This is a genomic window from Amycolatopsis sp. NPDC041971 (genome assembly GCF_055588925.1).
The window spans coordinates 83,024-106,585 of sequence record NZ_JBVJCE010000001.1; the positions used below are offsets into that span (position 1 = coordinate 83,024).

19 protein-coding genes are annotated in these 23,562 nt (G+C 69.2%); 6 read left to right on the forward strand and 13 right to left on the reverse strand.

Annotation, left to right across the window (positions count from 1 at the left end):
- Positions 1 to 52: 52 nt before the first annotated feature.
- Positions 53 to 2,950 (reverse strand): type I DNA topoisomerase, encoded by a 2,898-nt coding sequence (gene topA, locus ACZ6DT_RS00405; RefSeq protein WP_465586517.1) that lies wholly within the window; start codon positions 2,948 to 2,950, stop codon positions 53 to 55.
- Between the two features lie 268 nt (positions 2,951 to 3,218).
- Here topA and ACZ6DT_RS00410 point away from each other — a divergent pair, with 268 nt between their 5' ends.
- Positions 3,219 to 4,031: a S1 family peptidase gene (locus ACZ6DT_RS00410; protein WP_465586519.1), complete on the forward strand. Its 813-nt coding sequence runs from the start codon at positions 3,219 to 3,221 to the stop codon at positions 4,029 to 4,031.
- 83 nt (positions 4,032 to 4,114) lie between these two features.
- Here ACZ6DT_RS00410 and ACZ6DT_RS00415 read toward each other — a convergent pair whose 3' ends face one another.
- From ACZ6DT_RS00415 to ACZ6DT_RS00430, 4 genes are all read right to left on the reverse strand, one after another.
- Positions 4,115 to 4,726: a hypothetical protein gene (locus ACZ6DT_RS00415; protein ID WP_465586521.1), complete on the reverse strand. Its 612-nt coding sequence runs from the start codon at positions 4,724 to 4,726 to the stop codon at positions 4,115 to 4,117.
- Between the two features lie 34 nt (positions 4,727 to 4,760).
- Complete coding sequence (locus ACZ6DT_RS00420) at positions 4,761 to 5,345, reverse strand: hypothetical protein (protein WP_465586523.1); 585 nt, start codon at positions 5,343 to 5,345, stop codon at positions 4,761 to 4,763.
- Between the two features lie 89 nt (positions 5,346 to 5,434).
- Positions 5,435 to 5,986, reverse strand: a complete 552-nt coding sequence (locus tag ACZ6DT_RS00425) for a hypothetical protein (RefSeq protein ID WP_465586526.1) — start codon at positions 5,984 to 5,986, stop codon at positions 5,435 to 5,437.
- A 115-nt stretch (positions 5,987 to 6,101) separates the two neighbouring features.
- Complete coding sequence (locus ACZ6DT_RS00430; RefSeq protein WP_465586529.1) at positions 6,102 to 8,396, reverse strand: sodium-translocating pyrophosphatase; 2,295 nt, start codon at positions 8,394 to 8,396, stop codon at positions 6,102 to 6,104.
- A gap of 318 nt (positions 8,397 to 8,714) precedes the next feature.
- Here ACZ6DT_RS00430 and ACZ6DT_RS00435 point away from each other — a divergent pair, with 318 nt between their 5' ends.
- On the forward strand, positions 8,715 to 11,180 hold the full coding sequence (locus ACZ6DT_RS00435; RefSeq protein WP_465586531.1) for a DEAD/DEAH box helicase: 2,466 nt from the start codon (positions 8,715 to 8,717) through the stop codon (positions 11,178 to 11,180).
- Positions 11,181 to 11,193: 13 nt separating this feature from the next.
- On the opposite strand, the gene ACZ6DT_RS00440 is transcribed toward ACZ6DT_RS00435, so the two are convergent.
- From ACZ6DT_RS00440 to ssd, 8 genes are all read right to left on the reverse strand, one after another.
- Complete coding sequence (locus tag ACZ6DT_RS00440; RefSeq protein WP_465586534.1) at positions 11,194 to 11,820, reverse strand: bifunctional DNA primase/polymerase; 627 nt, start codon at positions 11,818 to 11,820, stop codon at positions 11,194 to 11,196.
- 419 nt (positions 11,821 to 12,239) lie between these two features.
- Positions 12,240 to 12,596: an Rv3654c family TadE-like protein gene (locus ACZ6DT_RS00445; RefSeq protein WP_465586537.1), complete on the reverse strand. Its 357-nt coding sequence runs from the start codon at positions 12,594 to 12,596 to the stop codon at positions 12,240 to 12,242.
- Positions 12,593 to 12,937 (reverse strand): TadE family type IV pilus minor pilin, encoded by a 345-nt coding sequence (locus ACZ6DT_RS00450; RefSeq protein WP_465586540.1) that lies wholly within the window; start codon positions 12,935 to 12,937, stop codon positions 12,593 to 12,595. The genes ACZ6DT_RS00445 and ACZ6DT_RS00450 overlap by 4 nt, the downstream gene beginning before the upstream one ends.
- Positions 12,937 to 13,110, reverse strand: a complete 174-nt coding sequence (locus ACZ6DT_RS00455) for a DUF4244 domain-containing protein (protein WP_465586543.1) — start codon at positions 13,108 to 13,110, stop codon at positions 12,937 to 12,939. Before ACZ6DT_RS00455 ends, ACZ6DT_RS00450 begins: the two co-directional genes overlap by 1 nt.
- 15 nt (positions 13,111 to 13,125) lie before the next feature.
- Complete coding sequence (locus ACZ6DT_RS00460) at positions 13,126 to 13,734, reverse strand: type II secretion system F family protein (RefSeq protein ID WP_465586546.1); 609 nt, start codon at positions 13,732 to 13,734, stop codon at positions 13,126 to 13,128.
- Entirely contained in the window at positions 13,698 to 14,438 is a 741-nt protein-coding gene (locus ACZ6DT_RS00465; protein ID WP_465586548.1) for a type II secretion system F family protein, read from the reverse strand. Before ACZ6DT_RS00465 ends, ACZ6DT_RS00460 begins: the two co-directional genes overlap by 37 nt.
- Complete coding sequence (locus ACZ6DT_RS00470; RefSeq protein WP_465586550.1) at positions 14,435 to 15,577, reverse strand: TadA family conjugal transfer-associated ATPase; 1,143 nt, start codon at positions 15,575 to 15,577, stop codon at positions 14,435 to 14,437. The genes ACZ6DT_RS00465 and ACZ6DT_RS00470 overlap by 4 nt, the downstream gene beginning before the upstream one ends.
- Positions 15,574 to 16,647, reverse strand: coding sequence for a septum site-determining protein Ssd (gene ssd, locus ACZ6DT_RS00475; RefSeq protein ID WP_465586552.1), 1,074 nt, complete (start codon positions 16,645 to 16,647; stop codon positions 15,574 to 15,576). The genes ACZ6DT_RS00470 and ssd overlap by 4 nt, the downstream gene beginning before the upstream one ends.
- Positions 16,648 to 17,241: 594 nt before the next feature.
- Between ssd and ACZ6DT_RS00480 the strand changes: the two genes are divergently transcribed.
- The 4 genes from ACZ6DT_RS00480 (at position 17,242) to ACZ6DT_RS00495 (ending at position 23,471) form a co-directional block, all read left to right on the forward strand.
- On the forward strand, positions 17,242 to 18,039 hold the full coding sequence (locus tag ACZ6DT_RS00480; protein ID WP_465586555.1) for an HAD family hydrolase: 798 nt from the start codon (positions 17,242 to 17,244) through the stop codon (positions 18,037 to 18,039).
- Positions 18,040 to 18,613: 574 nt separating this feature from the next.
- Positions 18,614 to 20,419: a glycoside hydrolase family 3 protein gene (locus ACZ6DT_RS00485; protein ID WP_465586557.1), complete on the forward strand. Its 1,806-nt coding sequence runs from the start codon at positions 18,614 to 18,616 to the stop codon at positions 20,417 to 20,419.
- Entirely contained in the window at positions 20,416 to 21,684 is a 1,269-nt protein-coding gene (locus ACZ6DT_RS00490; RefSeq protein ID WP_465586560.1) for an exo-beta-N-acetylmuramidase NamZ family protein, read from the forward strand. The genes ACZ6DT_RS00485 and ACZ6DT_RS00490 overlap by 4 nt, the downstream gene beginning before the upstream one ends.
- A gap of 11 nt (positions 21,685 to 21,695) precedes the next feature.
- Positions 21,696 to 23,471 (forward strand): serine hydrolase domain-containing protein, encoded by a 1,776-nt coding sequence (locus ACZ6DT_RS00495; protein ID WP_465586562.1) that lies wholly within the window; start codon positions 21,696 to 21,698, stop codon positions 23,469 to 23,471.
- Positions 23,472 to 23,562 lie beyond the last annotated feature (91 nt).

Below are 23,562 nucleotides of genomic sequence, written 5' to 3' on the forward strand. Positions count from 1 at the left end.
ACGAAAAATGTCCTGAACGACCCTTTCATGACACTCGAAGAAGCCGAGGGACCTACTTCGTCTTCGTGGCCGTCGAGCGCGTCGAAGGTTTCTTCGCCGTGGTCGCCTTCGCCGCCGTCGACTTGGTCGCGGTGGTCTTCTTGGCAGCTGTCGTCTTGGTGGCCGCCGTCTTCGACGCCGCCGGCTTCCGCGCCGGAGCCTTGCGCTTGGGCGCGGGGCCCTTCGCGCGCTTCTCCGCCAGCAGTTCGGCGCCGCGCTCGGCGGTCAGCTCCTCGATGCTGTCCGACTTCCGCAGCGTCGCGTTGTACTCGCCGTCGGTCACGTACGGACCGAAGCGGCCGTCCTTGACCACCATCGGCTTACCGGATACCGGGTCGTCGCCCAGTTCCTTGAGCGGCGGCTTCGCGGTCGCGGACCGGCCACGCTGCTTCGGCTCCGAGTAGATCTTCAGCGCCTCTTCGAGCGTGATCGAGAACAGCTGGTCTTCGGTCGTGAGCGAACGCGAGTCCGTGCCCTTCTTCAGATACGGCCCGTAGCGCCCGTTCTGTGCGGTGATCTCGTCGCCGGATTCCGGGTCCTTGCCGACCACGCGCGGCAGCGAGAGCAGCTTGAGCGCGTCTTCGAGGGTCATCGTCTCGATCGACATCGACTTGAACAGCGAACCCGTCCGCGGCTTCGGCTGCTTCGCCTTCGCGGCCTTCTTCTGCGCGGCTGTCGCGCCTTCGGGCAGCGGCTCGGGCTCGGGCAGGAGCTCGGTGACGTACGGGCCGAAGCGGCCTTCCTTCGCCACGATCTCGTGTCCGCTGACCGGGTCCGTGCCGAGCACGCGGCCTTCCTGCGGCGTCGCGAAGAGCTTCTCCGCGATGTCCTGGGTCAGCTCGTCCGGCGGCAGGTCCTCGGGCAGGTTCGCCCGCTGCGACGTCCCGTCGACCTCACGCTCGAGATACGGGCCGTAGCGGCCGACGCGCACGACGACGGTGTGGCCGTCGGCGTCGCTGAACAGCGGGATCGAGTTGATCTCGCGGGCGTCGATGTCCTCGACGCCGGAGCCGACCAATTTTTTCAGGCCACCCAGTCGGCCGACCGAACCGTCGACACCCATGTCGCCGCCGAAGTAGAACTTCGACAGCCACTGCGTCCGATGCTCGTCACCGGCGGCGATGCGGTCGAGTTCGTCCTCCATGCCGGCGGTGAAGTCGTAGTCGACCAGCCGCTCGAAATGCCGCTCCATCAGGCCGATCACGGCGAACGCGACCCAGGAGGGCACCAGCGCGGAACCCTTCTTCCACACGTAGCCGCGGTCCTGGATGGTCTTGATGATCGACGCGTACGTCGACGGGCGGCCGATGCCCAGCTCTTCGAGCTTGCTGACCAGGCTCGGCTCCGAGTAGCGCGCCGGCGGCGACGTGGTGTGCCCGTCCGGGCTCAGGTCGGTCGCGGTCAGCGGCTGGTCCTTGACCAGCCGCGGCAGCCGGCTCTGCTTGTCGTCCGCCTCGCCACCGCTCTCGGTGTCGACGGCCTCGACGTACGCCTTGAGGAACCCGGCGAAGGTGATCGTGCGGCCCGACGAGGCGAACGTGACCTCTTCGCCGCTGGTGGCGGTGCCGACGATGCGCACCGACATCGTGGTGCCCTTCGCGTCCGCCATCTGCGACGCGATCGTGCGCTGCCAGATCATCTCGTAAAGGCGGTACTCGTCGGTGTCCAGATCCTTCGCGACCTGGCCCGGCGTGCGGAAGACCTCGCCCGAGGGACGGATCGCCTCGTGGGCTTCCTGCGCGTTCTTCACCTTGCGGGTGTACTGGCGCGGCGACGGCGAGACGTACTCCTTGCCGTACAGCTGCGTCGCCTGGCTGCGCGCCGCCGAGATCGCCGACTCCGACAGCGTCGTGGAGTCGGTACGCATATAAGTGATGTACCCGTTCTCGTACAGCTTCTGCGCGATCCGCATGGTGCGCTCGGAGGTGAACCGCAGCTTGCGGCCCGCCTCCTGCTGCAGGGTCGAGGTCATGAAGGGCGCGTACGGCTTCCGCGTGTACGGCTTCTCCTCGACGCTCGCGACCTTGAAGTCACGGTTCTTCAGCGCCTCGGCCAGCCGGACCGCGTCGGCCTCGGCCAGCACGCGGATCTCGTTGTTCGAAGCTTTGAGCTGCCCGTCCGAGCCGAAGTCACGGCCCGTGGCCAGGCGCGCACCGTCGACGGCGATCATCCTGGCCGGGAAGTTCCGGGGCGACGCCTCGGCGCCGGCATCCATCGTCGCCGAGATGTCCCAGTACGAAGCCGAGGTGAAGCGCATGCGCTCACGTTCCCGCTCGACCACGATCCTGGTCGCCACGGACTGCACGCGGCCGGCCGAAAGCTTCGGCATGACCTTCTTCCACAGCACGGGCGAGACCTCGTAGCCGTAGAGCCGGTCCAGGATGCGGCGGGTCTCCTGCGCGTCGACGAGGTCGCCGTCGAGCTCACGGGTGCTGTCGGCCGCGGCGCGGATCGCCTGCTCGGTGACCTCGTGGAAGACCATCCGGCGGACCGGGACCTTCGGTTTGAGGGTCTCCAGCAGATGCCACGCGATGGCCTCGCCCTCGCGGTCGGGGTCCGTCGCGAGGTAGAGCTCGTCGACGTCCTTCAGCAGGCTTTTCAGCTCGGTGACCTTGGACTTCTTGTCCGGCGTGACGACGTAGAGCGCCTTGAAATCGTTGTCGACGTCGACCCCCAGCCGCGCCCATGACTCGCCCTTGTACTGGGCGGGCACGTCGGCCGCGCCGCGGGGAAGGTCACGGATGTGCCCGACGGAGGACTCCACGACGTAGTTCGCGCCGAGGTACGGGGCGATCTTGCGGGCCTTGGTCGGCGACTCGACGATCACCAGCCGACGACGGCCCGCGCCGTCGTCCGACGCCGCGGTCTTCTTCGTCCGTGCTCCTGCCACGCTGTCCTGCTCTCCGCTCATCTTCGGCGCCTTCGCGCCGCCTCTCGACCCGTCAGTGTGCACGCTCGCACCGCCCGGACCACGGCTAGGTGGTGCAACACGCCGCCGATCGTGTGTCCAGCGCATCGCCGCTGACCTCGTCGATGTTTCCTTTCAACACCTAGCACGTGATGTCGGACACGTCGGCCAGGGGGCCCGCGTGCTGGGGTGAACACCCTCCGTTCGACGGTGGTGGCCCTCACCCGCCAACGCTTCACTTGATGTCCACGCCGACCCGAAAGGACTCCACGTGACCCGACGACTCCTCGGCACACTGTTCGCCATGCTGACCGCGACCGCGCTGGTCGGGACCGCACAGGCGGAAGCAGCCACGACCACTTTCGCCGGAACCGTGGCGCTGTCGAACTGCTCCGGGTCGGTGGTCAAACCGCCCGAGGCGAGCCTCGACGACCCCGCCCTCGTCCTCTCCAACGGGCATTGCCTGCAAGAGGGTTTCCCTGACCCCGGAGAAGTAATCGTCGATCAGCCGTCGTCACGGACCTTCAGCCTGCTGTCCAAGGACGGCCGTTCGTCGCTGGGCACGCTCAAGGCGAAGAAGCTGCTCTACGCGACGATGACCGACACCGACGTCTCGCTCTACCAGCTCAACACCAGCTACGCCAAGATCAAGGCGACCTACGGTATCGCCCCGCTGACCCTCTCGCCGACCCGTCCGGCGGCGGGCATCGCGATGGACGTGGTGTCGGGATATTGGAAGAAGATCTACTCCTGCAACATCGACGGCTTCGTCCACGAACTGCGCGAGGCGAACTGGGTCTGGAAGGACTCGATCAGGTACACCTCGGCGTGCAAGACGATCGGCGGGACCTCGGGGTCGCCGATCATCGAGACCTCGACCGGGAAGGTCGTCGGCGTCAACAACACCGGCAACGAAAGCGGTCAGCGGTGCACGATGAACAACCCGTGCGAGGTCGACGCCGCCGGGAACGTGACCGTGCGGAAGGGCATCAACTACGGGGAGCAGACCTATCAGCTGACCTCCTGTCTTTCCCACAGTGAACTGGACCTGTCGAACCCGGACTGCCGGGCTCCGAAACCCTGACCTACCTCTCACCGAGTGCTATGAACGGTCCGTTACTTGCAAAATTTGCAAGTAACGGACCGTTCATAGCGTTCACATGAGGATCACCCGGCGCGAACCACGGGCACCAGGCTCGGCCAAGCGGGCTCCGCCCCGGCGGGCGCGTCCCCGATGAGCTCCAGCACGTGCGCGAGCCGCCGCCGTCCGGTGACCCGCAACAAAGCCTCTTCGCCACGCTGTGCCTTCACCGGTACCCCCAGCTGGGCCAGCGCCGCGATCAGCCGCTCATGCGTCTCCGGCGCCTCCGGGTCGAGCGCGAGCAGGTACCCGTTGCCCTGGGGGCTGCCCGCCGCCAGCGCCCACATCCTCAGCATCGCCCCATCGAGCCGGAAACCCTCCGGCAGGACCTTCTCTTCACCACGGTTCCAACCCCGCTCCAGCGGCAGCAGGTCGACCCGGAACGGCGTTCTCACCAGAGGACGGCCGCAGTCGGCGGCCGAGACCTGCGCCTCGGCGCCGCGCCGACGGCATTCCCTGGCGAGGGCACCCGCCCGCCACGGCTCGTCGACCACGGCGGACAGCCGCGCGGCCGTCCGCCCGAAACCCGTCATCCGCCCGGGCCCGCACAGCACCCCGGCGAGGTCGGCGAGCCCCGGCCCGCTCGCCTCCGCCGAGAAGAGCGAGATCGTCCCGTCCACCCGCACAGAATAGAACACAAGTTCGAGTCATGGCCAGTGACAACGTGGTGACTCAGCGAGATTGTTTGACCAATTCCTGGCAAATCGGGATCCGGCTGCTCGCCGCGGCGAGCTGAGGGACGTCGTTAAGGCCTCTGAGAAGGTCGAGGCGGTCTAGTTCGTCGAGCGACGTCCTCGCGTCACGAAGCGCCGTTTTCGTCGCTTCGGGGTCGGTTGAGGAGTCGAGACGGTGACGGACGTCGTCTGCGCGGGCGCGGATGCCTTCCAGCTGCGCGACGGCGGCCGCTCGCGAAGTGTCGCCGCCGGCGACCGGAGCCGGGCCGAGGTTCTCGAGCGCGGCGGAGGTGCGATCCAGCCCTCGGACCACCGAGACCATCAGCTCGCTGGAGGTACGGGAAGCCTGCCGCGGCGAACTCGGGTCGACGCTGGGCAACGTCGCCAGCGTCCGGACGAGTCCGCCCGCCGCGCCGCAGTATCCCTCCGCCCAAGCGGAAGCGGGGTCGGCCTCCGACGCGCTGACCGTCGCGAGACCTTCTTGTCTGGCGTGGGAAGTCACCGCGGGCTGCTGCCCGCACCCGGCGAGGCCGAGCCCGATACCTGTTGCTAGCGCGGCGAAGACGGTGAACCGCGGCCGCACGAAAACACCTCCCGACCTGACGACTTCCCGATTGGCCCCGACGGTACCGATACCGATGGGCGATGCAAATCAACGTGACGGAAAAAAGGTCAGGAAGGCAACTTCTCGCAGTTCGGCGCCTGCGCGGCCAGTGCTTTCAGCGAAGCGTTCGTTTCCAGCTGCTGGAACGGGTCGGGCATGTCGTTAATGTCGGAGCCGATTCGCCGGAACGCGGCCGCGGCGGCCGCCACGGCCTTCTTGTCGTCCTTCGGCGCGGCGTCCAGCGCGGCCTTCGCGGCGAGGACCTCGTCCCGGACCGGCGTCAACGCGTCGACGATGCTCTTGCGTGCCGCGTCCGCTTCCGCGCTCGGTGCCTGGCCGAGCTTCCGCAGGCCCGTGACCGCGTTGTCGAAACCGGGCGCGAACACCCCGAAGGCCTCGTCCAGCACCTTCCGTGCGCCGGCGACGTCGTTCTGCTCGAAGTCGGGCATCGTGAAGTCGCCGATCTTGGCGAAGTCGATCAGCGAACCGCAGAAACCGTCCATCCACGAACCCCCGGCCACTGGAGCGGAAGAAGGAGGAGAAGGGGCGGCCGCCGGCTCGGCGCCACCGCAGCCCGCCAGCAGGAGAACGGCGGCGAACAGGACGATCGAACGCCTCATGGCAGGGACTCCCCCGGATCGGATCGGCGTGACGCGCAGAGGTTAGCCTGCGCCGGAACGACGCCGGGCCCGCCACGGAAATCGTGGCGGGCCCGGCGGAGGAGAACTTTCGACGTTACGCCTTCGCTTGCGCGGGGTTATCGGAAAGAACCGACTCCCGACGCTTCGAGACGACGATCGCCGCGACGATGATCGCGACGGCGACCAGCGAGATCCCGACCCGGACGGCGACGTTCGCGTCCGCGCCGATCGAGAACTGCACGACCGCCGGGGCGATCAGCACCGACACCAGGTTCATCACCTTGATCAGCGGGTTGATCGCCGGACCGGCGGTGTCCTTGAACGGGTCACCCACGGTGTCACCGATGATGGTGGCCTCGTGCGCGTCCGAACCCTTGCCGCCGTGGCTTCCGTCCTCCACGAGCTTCTTCGCGTTGTCCCAGGCACCACCGGAGTTGGCGAGGAAGATCGCCATCAGGGTGCCGGAAGCGATCGCACCGGCCAGGTAACCGGCGAGCGCGCCGGTGCCGAGGCCGAAGCCGACCGCGATCGGGGCGAAGACCGCGAGCAGACCGGGAGTGGTCAGCTCACGCAGCGAATCGCGCGTGACGATGTCGACGACCCGGCCGTACTCGGGGCGGGTGGTGCCCTCCATGATCCCCGGGATGTCGCGGAACTGGCGGCGCACTTCGTAGACGACCGCGCCGGCGGCCCGGGACACCGCGTTGACCGCGAGACCGGAGAACATGAACACGACCGCGGCACCGACGATCACGCCGACCAGGGTGTTCGGGCTGACCACCGAGTTCACGAAGAAGTTCACCGCGCTCGTGCTCGCCTCGGCCGCCTCCGGGATCGACTTCAGCGCCTTGCTGATCGCGTCCTGATAGGACCCGAACAGCGCCGTCGCCGCGAGGACCGCCGTGGCGATCGCGATGCCCTTGGTGATGGCCTTGGTGGTGTTGCCGACCGCGTCGAGCTCGGTGAGGATCTGCGCGGCGTCTTCGTCGACGTCGCCCGACATCTCGGCGATGCCCTGCGCGTTGTCCGAAATCGGGCCGAAGGTGTCCATCGCGACGATGACGCCGACGGTGGTGAGCAGACCGGTACCGGCCAGCGCCACGGCGAACAGTGCGACGCCGCCACCGAGCAGGTACGCGCCGAAGACGGCCGCGCTGATCACCAGTGCGGTGTACACGGCGGACTCGAACCCGACCGAGATACCGGCCAGGATCACCGTCGCCGCACCGGTTTCCGACGACTTGCCGACCTCCTTGACCGGCTTGTGCTCGGTGCCGGTGTAGTAGCCGGTGAGCTTGAGGATGACCGCCGCGAGCACGATGCCGATGATCACCGAGATGGTCGCGATCAGCGCCGGGCTGCCGGGCTCGCTGGTGGCACCGCTGGTCAGCTCGGAGAACGAACCGGGCAGGTAGACGAACGCCGCGATCGTCGAGAGCACCGCGGAAATCCCCGCGGAGATGTAGAACGAGCGGTTGATCGTGACCAGACCGCCTTCACCCGGCTTGGCCTTGGTGATGTAGACACCGATGACCGCGGTGATCACGCCGATAGCGGGAACGATGAGCGGGAAGATCAGGCCGTGCACGCCGAAGGCGGTGCTGCCCAGGATCAGTGCCGCCACGAGCATGACCGCGTACGACTCGAAGAGGTCCGCCGCCATCCCGGCGCAGTCGCCCACGTTGTCACCGACGTTGTCGGCGATGGTGGCCGCGTTGCGCGGGTCGTCCTCGGGGATGCCCTGCTCGACCTTGCCGACCAGGTCCGCGCCGACGTCGGCGGCCTTCGTGAAGATACCGCCGCCGACACGCATGAACATCGCGATCAGCGCGGCACCGAAACCGAAGCCCTCCAACACCTTCGGAGCCTGTCCGGTGTAGACGAGGACGACCACCGCGGCACCGAAGAGACCGAGACCGACGGTGATCATGCCGACGACGCCACCGGTGCGGAAGGCCAGGCGCATCGCCTTCTCGCGACCGCCTGCCTCGCGCGAAGCCGCCGCGACACGCAGGTTCGCCTGCGTCGCCAGCCACATGCCGAGATAGCCGATCGCGAAGGAGAACCCAGCGCCGACCAAGAAGAAGAGGGACCGGCCGATCTTCTCGTTCCAGTCATCGGCCGGCAAAGCGAAGAGCAGCACGAAAACGATCGCACCGAAGATCGCGAGAGTGTTGCGCTGCCGTTTGAGATAGGCAGCCGCGCCTTCCTGCACTGCCTTCGCGATGTCCTGCATCTTGGAGGTGCCCTGGCCCGCGGCCAAGACCTCCTTCATCAGAACGTAGCCGATGACCAGTGCGGCAAGGGCGACCACGGCGATCACACCGACGATGGTGTAACCACCTCCGGAGAGCGTGAGTTCGCCCTCCGCGAGGAACTGCCGGGACATTCGTCCTCCTGGAGACGTCGCCGTTGGCCAACGACGATCCGCCGAGGGAACCGGCGGCTCGCGCGTTGGCATGGGATCTGAGCCGAACGTCACGCTAGTCGCACTGCAAGGCACGTCTCACATGACGCTCGCCACAGACGGTGTGGATTGCGGGAGTGTATTGGTAGTGGGATGGCGGACGGCAAGGCGTCCCCGGCACCGTACGTTCCGTGATCTTGTGAGGCTGGTCACTGTATCGATCATCAGCGACCCCTTTCGGCGTCCGTTCCGTCCGGCGGCGGCCCGTTTCTGTCGGTGTGCTGTGCGAAGCTTCCGAAGGTGGACGGTACGGCGGAATCCGGTAAGGGGCGGCGGCTTCTCGACCGCGCGACGGCGGGAATCCCGGCTTCGCTGTACCCGGTCACCCATGTGGCCGAACTGCCGGCGCGTCCGGCGGATCCGGTGGACTGGCCGGAGTGGGCGGCGGTTCCGGTCGTCGAGGCGCTGAGGGCGAACGGCGTCAAGGCGCCGTGGCGGCATCAGGCGGAAGCCGCCACGCTGGCCCGCGAAGGCAAGCATGTCGTGATCTCCACCGGCACCGCCTCGGGCAAGTCGCTCGCGTACCAGTTGCCGGTGCTCTCGGCTCTGGTCGAGGACGAGCGCGCTTCGGCGCTGTATCTGTCCCCGACCAAGGCGCTCGGCGCCGACCAGTTGCGCGCCGTGTCCTCTTTGGACATCAAGAAAGCGCGGGCGGCATCGTTCGACGGCGACACCCCGCTGGAGGAGCGGGACTGGGTCCGCGCGCACGCGAACTGGGTGTTCACGAACCCGGACATGCTGCACCGCGGGATCCTCTCGTCGCACGCGCGCTGGTCCCGGTTCTTCCGGCGGCTCTCGTTCGTCGTCGTCGACGAATGCCACAGCTATCGCGGCGTCTTCGGTTCCCATGTGGCGCTGCTGCTGCGCAGGCTGCGGAGGGTCGCGGCGTACTACGGCGCCTCGCCGGTCTTCGTCCTCGCGTCGGCGACCACGGCGGATCCGGCGGCGTTCGCCGCGAAACTCTCCGGACAGGACTGTGTCCCGGTCACCGAGGACGGTTCACCGCGCGGCGCCCGCACGGTCGCGTTGTGGGAACCCCCGCTGCTGTCGGAACTCTCGGGTGAGAACGGAGCGCCGGTGCGGCGCTCGGCGGGCGCCGAGGCTTCCCGGATCCTCGCCGAACTGGTCATCGAGGGCGCCCGCTCGCTGGCGTTCGTCCGGTCGCGGAGAGGAGCGGAGCTGACCGCGCTCGGCGCCCGGCGGATTTTGTCCGAAGTGGACGGCGCCTTGGCGGAATCCGTCGCCGCGTACCGCTCCGGGTACCTGCCGGAGGAGCGGCGTGCCCTCGAAGCGGCGTTGCTCTCCGGGCGGCTGCTCGGTGTCGCGACGACGAACGCGCTCGAACTCGGCGTCGACATCGCCGGCCTGGACGCGGTGGTGCTGGCCGGTTATCCGGGGACGCTCGCGTCGTTCTGGCAGCAGGCGGGACGGGCCGGGCGAGCGGGCGACGCGGCACTGGTCGTGTTCGTGGCCCGCGACGATCCGCTGGACACCTATCTCGTGCACCATCCGGCCGCGATCCTGGACCGGCCGGTGGAGGCCGCCGTTCTCGACCCGTCGAATCCGTATGTGCTGGGGCCGCAACTGGCCTGCGCCATCGCCGAACTCCCGCTGACCGAACCGGAGGTCGCGGCCTTCGGCGGTGACGCGGCGCGTGCCGTGCTCGCCGATCTGGTCGAGGAGAAGATCGTCCGCCGCCGCACGAGCGGCTGGTACTGGACTTCGCGCGACCGGCCGCACTCCGAGGTCGGCATCCGCGGTTCCGGCGGTGAGCAGATCGCGGTGGTGGAAGCCGATTCCGGCCGGATGCTGGGTACGGTCGACCCGGGTTCCGCCTGCTACGCGGTGCATCCCGGCGCGGTGTACCTGCACCAGGGTTCGTCCTATGTGGTCGACGAACTGGATCTGGAGACCGGGCTCGCCCTGGTGCACGCCGAGGATCCGGACTGGACCACGTCGCCGCGCGAGATCGTCGACATCAGCGTGCTGCGTACCGAGGAGACCCGGACGCACGGCGGGATCACGGTGAACCTCGGCGAGGTGTCGGTGAGTTCGCAAGTGGTCGGCTACCTGCGAAGGCGTCCGTCGGGGGAAGTGCTGGATCAGACTCCGCTCGACCTGCCGGAGCAGAGCCTGCACACCCGCGCCGTCTGGTACACGATCTCGGCGGAGCTGCTCGGTCTGTCCGATGGCGTGGCGGGGACCGGGGGCCATCGGCCGGAGGCCGAGGTGCTGGAGCCGGTGGGGACCGGAGGCTCCAGGGTGGGGACCGGGGAACTTGGCGGAGCACCGGGGACGAGCGCCGGATTGGATTCGGCGCGCGTCCCCGGTGCCCTGCATGCCGCCGAGCACGCGGCGATCGGCCTGCTACCGCTGTTCGCTACGTGCGACCGCTGGGACATCGGCGGGGTGTCGACCGCGTGGCACGAAGACACCGGGGAGGCGACGGTGTTCGTGCACGATGGCCATCCCGGGGGTGCGGGATTCGCCGATCGCGGTTTTGCCGCAATTGTCCCTTGGCTGGCCGCAACGCGGGAGGCGATCGTTTCCTGCGAGTGCCCGGCCGGCTGCCCGTCCTGCGTCCAGTCGCCGAAGTGCGGGAACGGCAACGATCCGCTGGACAAGGCGGGGGCGGTGGCCGTTCTGGACACCGTGCTCGGGGCGTTGCGTCAGCACGGGTCCCGGTCCGGCCACCTGTTGGCTTGAAATTATGGGTCGATCAGGCGGCGGTGCTCAGGGTCGCCACGGAGGCGGCGGCCTTGTCACCGGCCAGCGCACGAACGAGCACGCCGTGCACCTCGGCGGCCTCGGGCAGCTGCCAGCCCCAGACCTCGGGCTTGACCCGCCAGTGCACGACACCGTGCTGGAACGGTGACGGGGGCAGCGGGATGTAGCCGTTCGCGCCGTGCCACTGGATCGAAGCCTGGTCGGCCAGCTCCCGCGGGATGCTCTCGGCGACGGTGGTCAGGAACAGCCAGCGGCCGTTCGGCATCGCGACGATCGGCGCCGGGTGACCGGTGGCGCGCAGCAGGCGGGCCGCGGCCTTGCCGAGCTCGTCGTCGACCTCGATGGCGTCCAGCACGGTGCCGGTGGCCACGAGCAGGCTGTGTGTTTCGTCGCCGAACCAGGTGGCGACCTCGTGCGGGTGAGACTCGGTCAGTGCACGCCAGTCGGCCTGGGCCGGGACAGGACGCCGCCAGGTGAGGTCGTCACCTTCCGCGGTGATCGCGGCGGGCGCCGCGCCCGGCAGCACCGGCCAGCCACGCCAGGCGAGACCGATCGCCTCCGCCCGCATTTCGATGCGGAAGGCGCCCCGCCAGCTGTCCGGCCAATTCGCGTCCAACATTACTTTCCCTGCCTCAGGTCAACTCTGTCCTGTGTCTGTCTCTGTCGCACCGGCCCCGGCGAACTTTTCGAAGTGGCGCACATCTCAATAAACGGCAAGTTGCACATCGGGAGAAGACCTCAGGCGACAACCGGCGGTTACGCAGCGATGAACGCGCGGTAGTGCGACCGGACGGACCGAACCCCGGACGGCCGGTTAACCGGCGTCTCCGACCGCTTTGGGGCCGTTCGTCGCAACCGACCTGGGTTTCCCGCCCTTGTGACGGCGCTCACGGTGGCCGGCGGACGACCGTTCGGCGGAGCGCTGATCATGGCTTCGACCGCTCGCCGCGCGTCAACGACCGCTGCTCGCGCCCAGCGGTTACTCACGCGTACCACCGGCCGGTCACCGCCCGGCGACCGCTCATCGTGCGACGCCCGTCACGGCGGCCGGTCGACCGGACCGGCCCTGGCCCGTGCCTCCGTCCGTCCGATGGCCGCGAGCTGTCCCAACGGCTCCGATCGCACCTCGACCAGGGCGTCGCCGCGCTCCCACCGGCAGGTCAGCAGCGTGACCGACATCCGGACGGTGACCTGTCGCGCCCGTTCGCAGGCCGCGCCGGGACCGTCCGTCGCGTGCGAGGCCGCCGCGAGCGCCGCCAGATCGGCGGCGGCCTCGGCACGGTGCCGGGTCGTGACGGCGGCGCCGATCCAGAAGGCGAACGCCGCCGCGCCGATCAGGACGGCGACGATCGAGGCGGTCCAGGCGGTGGCGACGCCGCGATCGTCCGCGGTCACGGCTCGCTCCCCGGCTCGGCGACGGCGAAGGCGCGGGAGCTCAACCGGATTCCCGGCAGGAGCCCGGCCACCGGTTCGGCTTCGACACCGGCGGAGAGGGTGTCGCCTTCGCGGACGACGTCCAACCGCGCGCCGGGCGGCGCGATCTCCCGCACCGCCTGCTCGGCACGGGCGGGCTGGCCGCGCGCGAGGAGCCGGGCCGCCTCGCGGGCCGCGTCGGTGCAGCGGAGCTGGTCGGCGGCGACCCCGATCCCGGCGAACAGCAGTGCCGAGACGAAGGTCAGCGCGCCGATACCGAGCGCGGCCTCTACCGTGACGGATCCGCGGTCGCCGCCGGGCATCAGAACTTCACCGACAAGGCCCGCTCGATGAGCCCGGTGAGCCCGGCGACGACGGACTCGCTGCTGACGACCAGATAGAGGACGGTGGCCAGCGCGGCGGCGGCCAAGGTGGCGATGGCGTATTCGACGGTCGCCATGCCGTCGTCATCGCGGAAATCGGGGAGCTTGTACATGGAATCGCCTTTCGGTCAGAGGACGCCGCCGAGACGGCCGGTGAGGCCGAGTACGACGGGCAGGACACCGAGGCAAAGGAACGCGGGGAGGAAGCAGAGGCCGATAGGTGCCGCGAGCAGCACTCCGGCCCGTTCAGCGCGCTCCTCGGCTTCGGCGGAAAGCGACTCGCGCAGTCTTCGCGCGAGGTCCTTCGCGTGTGTCGCGAGCGCGGTGCCCGCTCTCGCCGTGCGGACGGCGGCGACGGCCAGTTCGGTCAGACCGGGCCGATCGCGGATCGGTGCCCAGGCTTCCGCCGGTCCGATACCCACGGCCAGATGCGACGCCACCGAACGCAGGGCCGCCGCGGTCTTCGGTGACGCGGCCGGTACGACGGCCTCGATCGCGACGGGCACCGGCAGCCCACCCGCCAGACAGGCGGCCAGCAGGTCGAGGGTGGCCGCGGACCGGAGGAGTTCGGACACGCCTTCGTCCCGGGACGACCGTTCCCGAAACCAGGTGAAGAGACGTCCTGGCCGCGCGACGGGCCGGACAGCGACGTGCGGCCAGGAGAAGAGGGCGCTGCCCAGCAGGATCAACGCCGCCCCGGTCAGCACGGCGCCACCCGCCCGGTGAGTGCCCGGCACCAGGCCGTACCCGCCCAGATCAGCGCGCTGCCGACGACGAGCAGGAATTGACCGGCACCCGTCCCGGTGAGGACGCTGACCGGGCTCGCCCCCATCGCCTCGCCGAGCGGCAGGCACACCAACGGGAGGACGGCGAGCACGGCGGCGCTCGCCCGCGGCCCGGCCATCTTGGCCTTGAGACGGCGCCGGAAGCCGATCTCCGCCTCGGCGTCCCGCCGCGCGGCGTCGAGCACGTCGGCCATCGGGAGCCCGAACCGGTTCGCGAGCGTCCAGGCGTTCACCAGCGCCGACGGTGCGTCCGGATCGGTGGTCTCGCCACCGAGCCGGGCGGCCGCGCTGAGTCCGCGCAACCGCTCGGACGCCGCGGGCACCGCCTCCGCGGTGGCTTCGGCCGCCGCCACCGGATGGGCGCCCGCCCGGAGTTCGCCGATCATCGTCCGCAGCACGGACGCGGTGAGCTCGGCTTCGGCCAGCGCCGCCTTCGCCCGTGCCCGCCACCGGTGCTCCTGGCGGACGGTCAAGGACAACACGAGTGTCGCCACCGCCCAGCCGATCCCGAGTACCGGCAGGACGAGCAACGCGGGCAGCGGCCACCAGCCCGCGCGCACGGCCTGGGGCAGCCGCCAGACGAACGGCGTGCCCGCCGCTGGTCTCGGCCAACAAGCCAATCCCGCTCCGCAGGAGAGAAGGAACCAGGGGTTCATGCCGCCATCTCCTCGAACGGGGTCTCGTCGCCGATCCAGTTGCCCTTGCTCCAGACCGGGACGACCTTGGCCTCGCCTCGGAACGACCGGAGGACGCCGACCTCGTCCAGCCGCCGGATCCCGCTCGGCAGTCGGCGCATGTGCAGCACCACTCGCACCGCCGCCGTCAACTGGCTGTGCAGGGCGTCCCGTTTGAGCCCGCCGAGCGCGGCCAGCGCCTCCATCCGTGCGGGGACCTCCATCGGCGAATTGGCGTGCAACGTGCAACCCCCGCCCTCGTGCCCGGTGTTCATCGCGTTGAGCAGCGCGCAGACCTCCGCGCCGCGCACCTCGCCGACGACCAGGCGGTCCGGGCGCATGCGCAACGCCTGCCGCACCAGTTCGCCGAGGCCGATCTCACCCGCGCCCTCGACGTTGGCCGGGCGGGCGATCAGGCTGACGAACTGCGGATGATCCGGTTGCAGTTCGCCGGCGTCCTCGACGCAGACGATGCGTTCGCCCGGGGACACCGCACCCAGCAACGCGGAAAGCAGCGTCGTCTTGCCCGCCCCTGTCCCGCCGGACACCAGGAACGCGAGCCGTCGCCGGATGACCGAATCGAGCAGGTCCGCACCGCTGGTGCCGAAGACCCCGCGCAACCGGAGTTCGGCGAGATCATGAGTGGCGGGGCGGAGAACGCGAAGGGAAAGGGAAGTCCCGGCGGGTGCGATCGGCGGGAGGATGGCGTGCATCCGGATCCGGCGTCGCGGTCCCGTCCCCGGTAGCCAGCAGTCGGCGAACGGTTGCGCGTCGTCCAGCCGTCGCCCACCGGCGAGCGCGAGCCGCTGGGCCAGCCTGCGGACCGCTTCCTCGTCGGCGAAGCGAACTTCCGTCTCTTTGAGACCTTCACCGATGTCGGCCCAGACCTCATCGGGGGCGGTGACGAGAATGTCGGTGACGCCGGGCTTTTCCAGAAGCGGCGCGAGCGGGCCGACGCCGACGAACTCGTCGCGGGCCAACCGGACCGCGCCGAGGACGGCGTCCTGTCCGAGCGCTCCGCCGGCTTCGGCGCGGACCGCCCGCGCGACGCTCACCGGATCCGCCGGGACGGCGGATCCGGCCAGCCGCCGCCGGACCCGCTCGACCAGATCGTCGGTCATCGCGAGGCACCGGCCAGGTTTCCGCGCGCGGCCGCGAGCACGTCGGTGGCGGCCGTGGCCAGGTGCCCGCGAGGCTTGAGAAGGAACTCGCCGCGGTCGAGGGCCGCCGACAGGGATCGCTCGCGGCCCATCGACGTGATGAGCGGGACGCCGACGGCGTCGGCGATCTCTTGCGGGATCAGCCCGGCGGGCGACGGCCCCCGGACCGCGACACCGATCCGGGTCGCGTGGGGTTCGAGTCTGGCGATGACCTGTTTCGCCGCCGCGCAGGCACGGAGTTCCGCGGGGACGACGATCACGATCAGATCGGCCAGCCCGATCGCGGCGGAAGTTTCGGCGCCGAAGTACCTCGGCAGATCGCAGACGACCGTCCGCCCCGCCCGCCGTCCGGCGCACAGCACGCCCTCGATCGCGTCCGGTCCGGGGCCGCGGCCTTCCCTGCCGTAGGACACAAAGGACAGTGAGCCGGTCGCGTATTTCTTTCGCGGCAGGGCTTCGCTCAGCGCCGTCATGGACACCCTGCCGCCGAGGTCGAGCTCCGGCCAGCGGGGCCCGCGATCGCGTTCGGCGGCGAGGAGGACGTCGACCCCGCCACCGAGCGGGTCGCAGTCGACGAGCAAACCGCCGCTGCCGGATTTCTCCGCCCGGTACGCGACGGCGGCCGCCAGTACGGAAGCACCGGCTCCGCCCCGGCCGCCGATGACCCCGATGACGACGCCGTCGTCACGCGCCGGCCCGTCGACGACGTCGGCGAACTCACCGATGAGGTCGCTTTCCTCGTCCGGCAGCGAAAGGACCTTCTCCGAACCGGTGTTGAAGGCCCGCTCCCACGTCACCGGGGTCGGCGCGCCCTTGCAGACGAGCAGGACCTTGTTCCGTCGCAGCAGGCGATTCGGTGTGCTCGCGGCCTCCTCGTCGAGCACCACGAGCGGCGCGCGGGCCCATCTCCCGCGTGCGGCGTCCAGATCCGGCGCTCGTTCGACCTCGCAGCCCGCGGCCGCCGCCACGCGCAGGATCTCGTCGAGCAGGATGTCGTCTCCGGCGACGACGAGCGGATGTTCGTCGGTCATGACTCCCCCAGTGATTCGGTCGGACTCGGGTTGTGACTCCACGGTCGCGCCGGTTCCGGCCGCGCACAACGCCATTCCGTCCCGCCTGTGGACAACCGGGGTGTTGTGGACAACTCCGCCGCGGGGAACCGGTCCCCCACCGGTTTCGTCGGTCCGTTCCGGCACACTTCCCGGCTTTCCGCGGCGAACCCGCCCTCGCCGTTTTCCGTTGAGAACAAGCGCGAAAACCGTTGAGAGAAAAGAAAGTTAACGAACTCCGGCCGAGTCGTCCTTGCCCTGGCGGAATTTCCACGGCCGACAAGGTCTGAACCATTGGCAGGGCGGGAAGTCAGAGGGCGGCCCTCGCCAGGGGGGAGGGACGAGGGCCGCCTGGGGTTCAGCCCCGGGGGGTCGGACTGAACCTGGGTCCGGTGCGAAACCGGACAATCTCACTGTAACTCCGGTACCGCCCCGTTGCGGGCGACGCCGGTACCCACAATTCGGTAACGGCACGACGCGCCGGATCCGGTGCGCGGTCGTGAATTTTCCATCGCGGCGGCCCGGCCGTGGTCGACCAACGGGCGGGCCGGTCTCCGGCTCTCCTATCCTTGGCGGGTGGACCGATCCAGCACGACCCAGAGCACGGTCGCGGCGTTCTTCGATCTCGACAAGACGATCATCGCCTCTTCGAGCGCGCTGGCCTTCAGCAAGCCTCTTCTGCGCGAAGGCCTGATCAACCGCCGAGCCGCGCTTCGCAGCGCGTACGCCCAGCTCGTCTTCTCCCTCTCGGGCGCGGACGCGGCGAAGACCGAGCGGATGCGGGCGGAGGTTTCCGCGCTGTGCGCCGGATGGGACGTCGCTCAGGTGTCCGCGATTGTCCGCGAGACGCTGCACGACGTCGTCGATCCGCTCGTCTACGCGGAAGCCGCGGAACTGATCTCCGCGCATCGCGCGGACGGGCACGACGTCGTCGTGTTGTCGGCGACCGGCGAGGAAGTCGTCGCCCCGGTCGCCGAAATGCTCGGCGCGACGCGAAGCGTGGCCACGCGGATGCAGATCGTGGACGGTCGTTACTCGGGCGAAGTCGATTTCTACTGCTACGGCGAGAACAAGGCCGTCGCCGCGAAGCAACTCGCGGCGACGTACGGCTACGACCTCACCCAGTGCCACGCGTACACCGACTCGAGCACCGACATCCCGCTCCTCGAGGTCGTCGGACGGCCGCACGCGGTCAACCCCGACCGCGTCCTGCGCAAGCACGCGACGGAGCAGGGCTGGGAGATCCTCGCCTTCGAGCACCCGATGTCGCTGCGGACCCGGATCCCGGCGCGGTCGGCGGGGCTGGTGGCGCTCGGCGCCTTCGCCGCGGGGGCCACCTGGTACGGCTACAACCGGCGCAAACGCCCTCGCTGAGCGCACACCCACACGGCGGTACCGAGCCGGTTTTCGCAGCCAGGGCGGCGAATTGTCCATCGCGGAGGGTGCCCGTGTCACTAGATCGAGCCTCTGTACCGGTGCACCCGTCTGCGCACTTGAAGTGACCCGGCTCACGGCGTAGAAAGTAAGTGCGGACGTTCGGTCGGCCAGGGAACAGGTAGAAGAGAAGCCTGTTCCACCCCGGCGAATCTCCGTGTGCGGACACCGGGTACCCACGCGCAGCGCGCCGCGGGAGGCTCGTCGTCTAGGGACTGCGTATCGGGACGCCGGACGCCGAGTCCATGAAGGTACGACCAGAGTTGCACGCTTGGTCGCCCGAGTTGCCCGCACTGATTGGCGGCGCCCGCCGGCTTCGGCTGACGGGCGCCGCCAGTGTTTATCCCCGGTTTCGAGCGTGACCGGCCCCTTCGCGTCCCTTTGTGTATGAACGGACCGATCGCGGGGGTGGCCGATGGACAAGCAAAGTGCTCGTGGGTAGCTTCCGGATATCAGTGCTTCCAGGTGGACTTCTTTCCACCTGAGAGTCAGGCACGAATCTGGGAGGCTTGAGGTGACGACCCGAACCGCGCACGCCCGTCATCGGAGGATCCATGCGCTCGCCCTGCCCCTCGCGGGTCTGCTCACCCTCGCCGTCACGGGTGTCCCGGCGACCGCGCAGCCGGTGACGGCCGACGTGGAGGCGCAGCGGACGCTGCGCGGATTGACCCTGGAGCAGAAGGTCGGCCAGCTGTTCGTCACGTGGGTGAACGGGAAGTCCGCCGACGAGGTCAACGCCAAGAACAAGGCCGATTTCGGCGTGGACACCCCCGCGCAGGTGATCGCGAAGTACCACCTGGGCGGCGTCATCTACTTCAACAACGACAGCCGCGACAACTTCGACGACCCGGTCCAGGTCGCGAAGCTGTCGAACGGGCTCCAGCGCGCCGCCCTCCGCGGCGGCGCCCACATCCCGCTGCAGATCGCGACCGACCAGGAAGGCGGCACGGTCACCCGGATGGGGGCCCCCGCCACCGAACTGCCGAACGCGATGGCGATCTCGGCCGGCCGTGACACCAAGGCCGCGCAGGAGGCCGCCAGGATCCTCGGGCACGAACTGCGCGCCGTCGGCATCAACCAGGACTTCGCCCCCGACGCCGACGTGAACTCGAATCCGGCGAACCCGGTGATCGGTGTCCGCTCCTTCTCCGGCCGCCCGGATCTGGCGAGCGAGTTCGTCGCGGCCCAGGTCAAGGGCTTCCAGAACTCCGGACGACGCTCCGAGACGGTGTCCGCCGCCGCGAAGCACTTCCCCGGACACGGCGACGCCGCCACCGACAGTCACCACGAGCTGCCCAGGATCGACCGGAGTGAGGCCAGCTGGCGCGAGACCGACGTGCCGCCGTTCAAGGCCGCGATCAGGGCGGGCATCGACTCGATCATGAGCGCGCACATCCAGTTCCCGAGCCTCGACCCGTCGGGCGAGCCCGCGACGCTGTCGAAGCCGATCCTCACCGGCAAACTGCGCGAGGAGCTCGGTTACCGCGGTGTCGTCGTCACCGACTCCCTCTCGATGGACGCCGTGCGCGAGAGGCACAGCGACGCGGAGATCCCGGTGCTGGCGCTCAAGGCGGGCATCGATCAGCTGCTCATGCCGGTGAACCTCGAACTCGCGATCAACTCGGTGCTCGACGCCGTCCGCAAGGGTGAGCTGACCGAGCGGCGCATCGACGAGAGCGTCCTCCGGGTGCTCAAGCTCAAGCTGAACCGGGGCATCCTGACCTCGCCGTTCGTCGACCCGGCCAAGGTCGCTTCCAAGGTCGGCACCCCGGCCAACCTCGCGACCGCGCAGGGCATCGCCGACCGGTCGGTCACCGCGATCCGCAACGACGGTGGCGTCCTGCCGCTCAAGCAGCAGCCCGCGAAGACGCTGGTGACCGGTTGGGGCGTGAGCACGACGACGTCACTGGCCGCGAAGCTCACCGCGCACGGAACGCGGGCGACGGCGTTGCAGACCGGCCAGGCACCGACCGACGCGCAGATCTCGCAGGCCGTCGCGGCGGCGAAGAACGTCGACCTCGTCGTGGTGCTGACCAACAATGTCGGCACGTATCCCTTGCAGGGCAAGCTGTTGCGGGCACTGGCCGACACCGGGAAGCCCGTCGTCGCGGTGGCCGCCCAGATCCCCTACGACGCCGGTTACGAGAACCCGGTCAAGACGTGGCTCGCCACGTACGGCTACATCTCGCCTTCGCTCGAAGCGTTGGCGAAGGTGATCCTCGGGAAGGTGAAGCCGCAGGGCAAGCTCCCGGTGGACGTCCCCGCGGGCAAGGACGTCGGCACGGTGAAGTACCCCTTCGGCCACGGGCTGACCTGGTGAACCTCAACCGTCGCCACTTCCTCGCCACCGGTGTGCTCGCGGTCCCCGCGCTGACGGCCGGGTCCTCGGTCGCGGGGGCGCAGCCGGAAAGCGAGAGCAAAGGTCCCCCGCTCACCCGCACCGGAGCGGACGTGCTCGCAGCCAAGGGCTGGGCACCGTTGTCCGGCCGCAAGCTCGGAGTGCTGTCGAATCCCACGGGCGTCCTGGCGAGCGGTGACCACATCGTCGACTCGATGGTCGCCGCCGGGGTCCGGCCACTCGCCGCGTTCGGGCCGGAGCACGGTTTCCGCGGCAGCGCGCAGGCGGGCGGCTCCGAAGGCGACTACACCGATCCGCGCACCGGCGTGCCGGTGTACGACGTGTACGGCGCCGACGCGACAAAGCTCGCCGGGATGTTCACGAAGGCGGGTGTGGACACCGTCGTCTTCGACATCGCCGATGTCGGCGCGCGGTTCTACACCTACATCTGGTCGCTGTACACGGCGATGGTCGCGGCGGCGAAGGCCGGCGCGGCGGTCGTCGTGCTGGACCGGCCGAACCCGCTGGGTGGCAAGGCCGCCGGACCGATGCTGAACCCGGCGTTCGCCTCGGGTGTCGGCCGGAAGCCGATCGTGCAGCAGCACGGCATGACCGTCGGTGAACTCGCGCGGTTCTTCGCGGCCGAGTTCCTGCCGGCCGAGGGCGTCACGCCGGGCGAGCTCGAGATCGTCGAAGTGCGTGCTTGGCGGCGCGATCAGCTCTTCGACCGCACCGGGCTGACCTGGATCCCGCCGAGCCCGAACATGCCGACGCCGGAGACCGCGCTGGTCTATCCCGGCACCGGGATGTTCGAGGGCACCGTGTTCTCCGAGGGGCGAGGCACCACCAGGCCGTTCGAGATCATCGGCGCGCCGGGTCTCGACTGGCGCTGGCGCGAAAAGCTCGGCGAACTGCGGCTTCCCGGCGTGAAGTTCCGTGAGGCGTACTTCGTGCCGACGTTCGGCAAGTTCGTCAACGTGCCTTGCGGCGGTGTGCAGGTGACCATCACGGACCCGCGGGCGTTCGACGCCATCCGCACCGCGGTCACCATGTTCGTCACCGCGAAACAGGTGCACCCGGACAAGTTCAAGTGGCGGCCCGACAACTTCCTCGACAAGCTCTCCGGTTCCGACAGGTTGCGCACGATGATCGACAAGGGCGCCGGGCCGGACGAGATCGTCGCGTCCTGGCAGGCCGAACTGGCCGGGTTCGACCGGAAACGCCGTCGCCATCTCATCTATCGCTGAGGGGAACGACCTTGCGTGTTAGGAAGATCCTGATCGCGGCTGTTTCCGTCCTGGTCGCGGCGACCACGCTGTCGACGGCGGGAGCACAGGCGATTCCGGGTAGCGGAGAACAGGGAGACCGCGCGGCGGGCCGGTTCGACAAGCCGCGCGAAGGCTTCGCGCCCGCGTCCACCGTCCTGCGCGACGGCGCGCCCTCCGAGGTCGGGCTCGACCCGGCGCCGATCAAGGCGGCCGAGCACTTCATCGAGAGCTGGACGAAGCCGGACGCCACCGGGCATCCGCACTTCTCCGGAGCGGTCGGCCTGCTCGCGCACGACGGCGTGGTCGTCGAACGCCAGGCCGTCGGCGGCGCGGTCCGCTACGCCGACGCGAAGGGCACAGAACTGCCACCGGAGCAGCAGGTGCCGATGCGCGCGGACACCATCTTCGACATGGCCTCGATCTCGAAGCTGTTCACCTCCATCGCGGTGATGCAGCTGGCCGAGGCGGGCAAGCTGGACATCTCGGCGCCGGTGGTGCGGTACCTGCCGGAGTTCGGGGTGAACGGCAAGGAGGCCGTCACCGTCCAGCAGCTGCTCACGCACGTCTCGGGCTTCGCCGCGACACCGCTCCCGTCGCTGTGGGAGGGCTACCCGGACATCCCGTCGCGCAGGAAGGCCGTCCTCGACAGCTCCCTGAAGAACGCGCCCGGCGGTACGTACCTGTACTCCGACATCAACCTGCTGACGCTCGGCTTCCTGGTCGAAAAGCTGGCAGGGGCGCCACTCGACAAGGTGGTCCAAGACCGCATCGCCGTCCCGCTGGGCCTGGCCGACACCGGATACAACCCGCCGGCGTCGAAACTCGCCAGGGTCGCGGCGACCGAGTACGCCGCGAAGCCGCCCCGGGGGCTCGTACGCGGAGTGGTCCACGACGAGAACGCCTGGTCGCTGGGTGGCGTCGCCGGGCACGCGGGCGTCTTCTCCACCGCCTCGGACATGGCCGTGCTGGCGCAGACGATTCTCAACGGCGGCGCGTACCGCGGTCAGCGAATCCTGCGCCCGGAAACCGTGCGGGCGATGCTGACGAACTACAACCACAAGTTCCCCGACAACTCCCACGGGCTCGGCTTCGAACTCGATCAGCCCTGGTACATGGGCGCGCTGTCGGCGCCCTCCACGGCGGGCCACACCGGATTCACCGGGACCTCGCTGGTGATCGACCCGCTGTCGAGGTCGTTCGCGATCCTGCTCACCAACCGCGTGCACCCGACGCGGAGCTGGGGCTCGATCAACCTCGCCAGGGAAGCTTGGGCGAGCTCGCTCGCGAAGGCGATGGCCGTCCGCCCGGCGCACGGCCGTGAAGCGTGGTTCAGCGGCGCCGGGGACGTCTCCACGGCCACGCTCACGACTCCGCCGTTACAGACGCGCGGCGGACCGCTGAAGGTCTCCTTCAACACCTTCGTGGACACCGAAGGCCCGTCGGACTCGCTTTTCTTGGAAACAAGTAACGACGGTGGAGCCACCTGGAAAACGATTACTCTGCGTGTCGGCGGCCCCGGCGCTCCCGCGGGAGATCAGACCGGCCTCGGCGGGCACGGACATCGAGCTTGGTGGCGGGTCGCCGCCGAGGTGTCACAAAGCTCACAAATCGGCCTTCGCTGGCGTTATACGACCGATGCCCGTTACACCGGCCGCGGAATTTCTTTGGACGGTGTGAAAGTCACTGAACGCGGCCGCATACTGCTGGACAGTGAGCATAATCCCCCTGCTTTTGTCGCTACCGGCTGGAAATTGAGCACTAGGTAACCACTTGGTTCCGGTGCGCTGCCCTGCTTCCCCGTTGACCGGGACATAGCCCCTTGCGTCGCGACACTAAGTTGCCAAGTCGTTAGCTCGA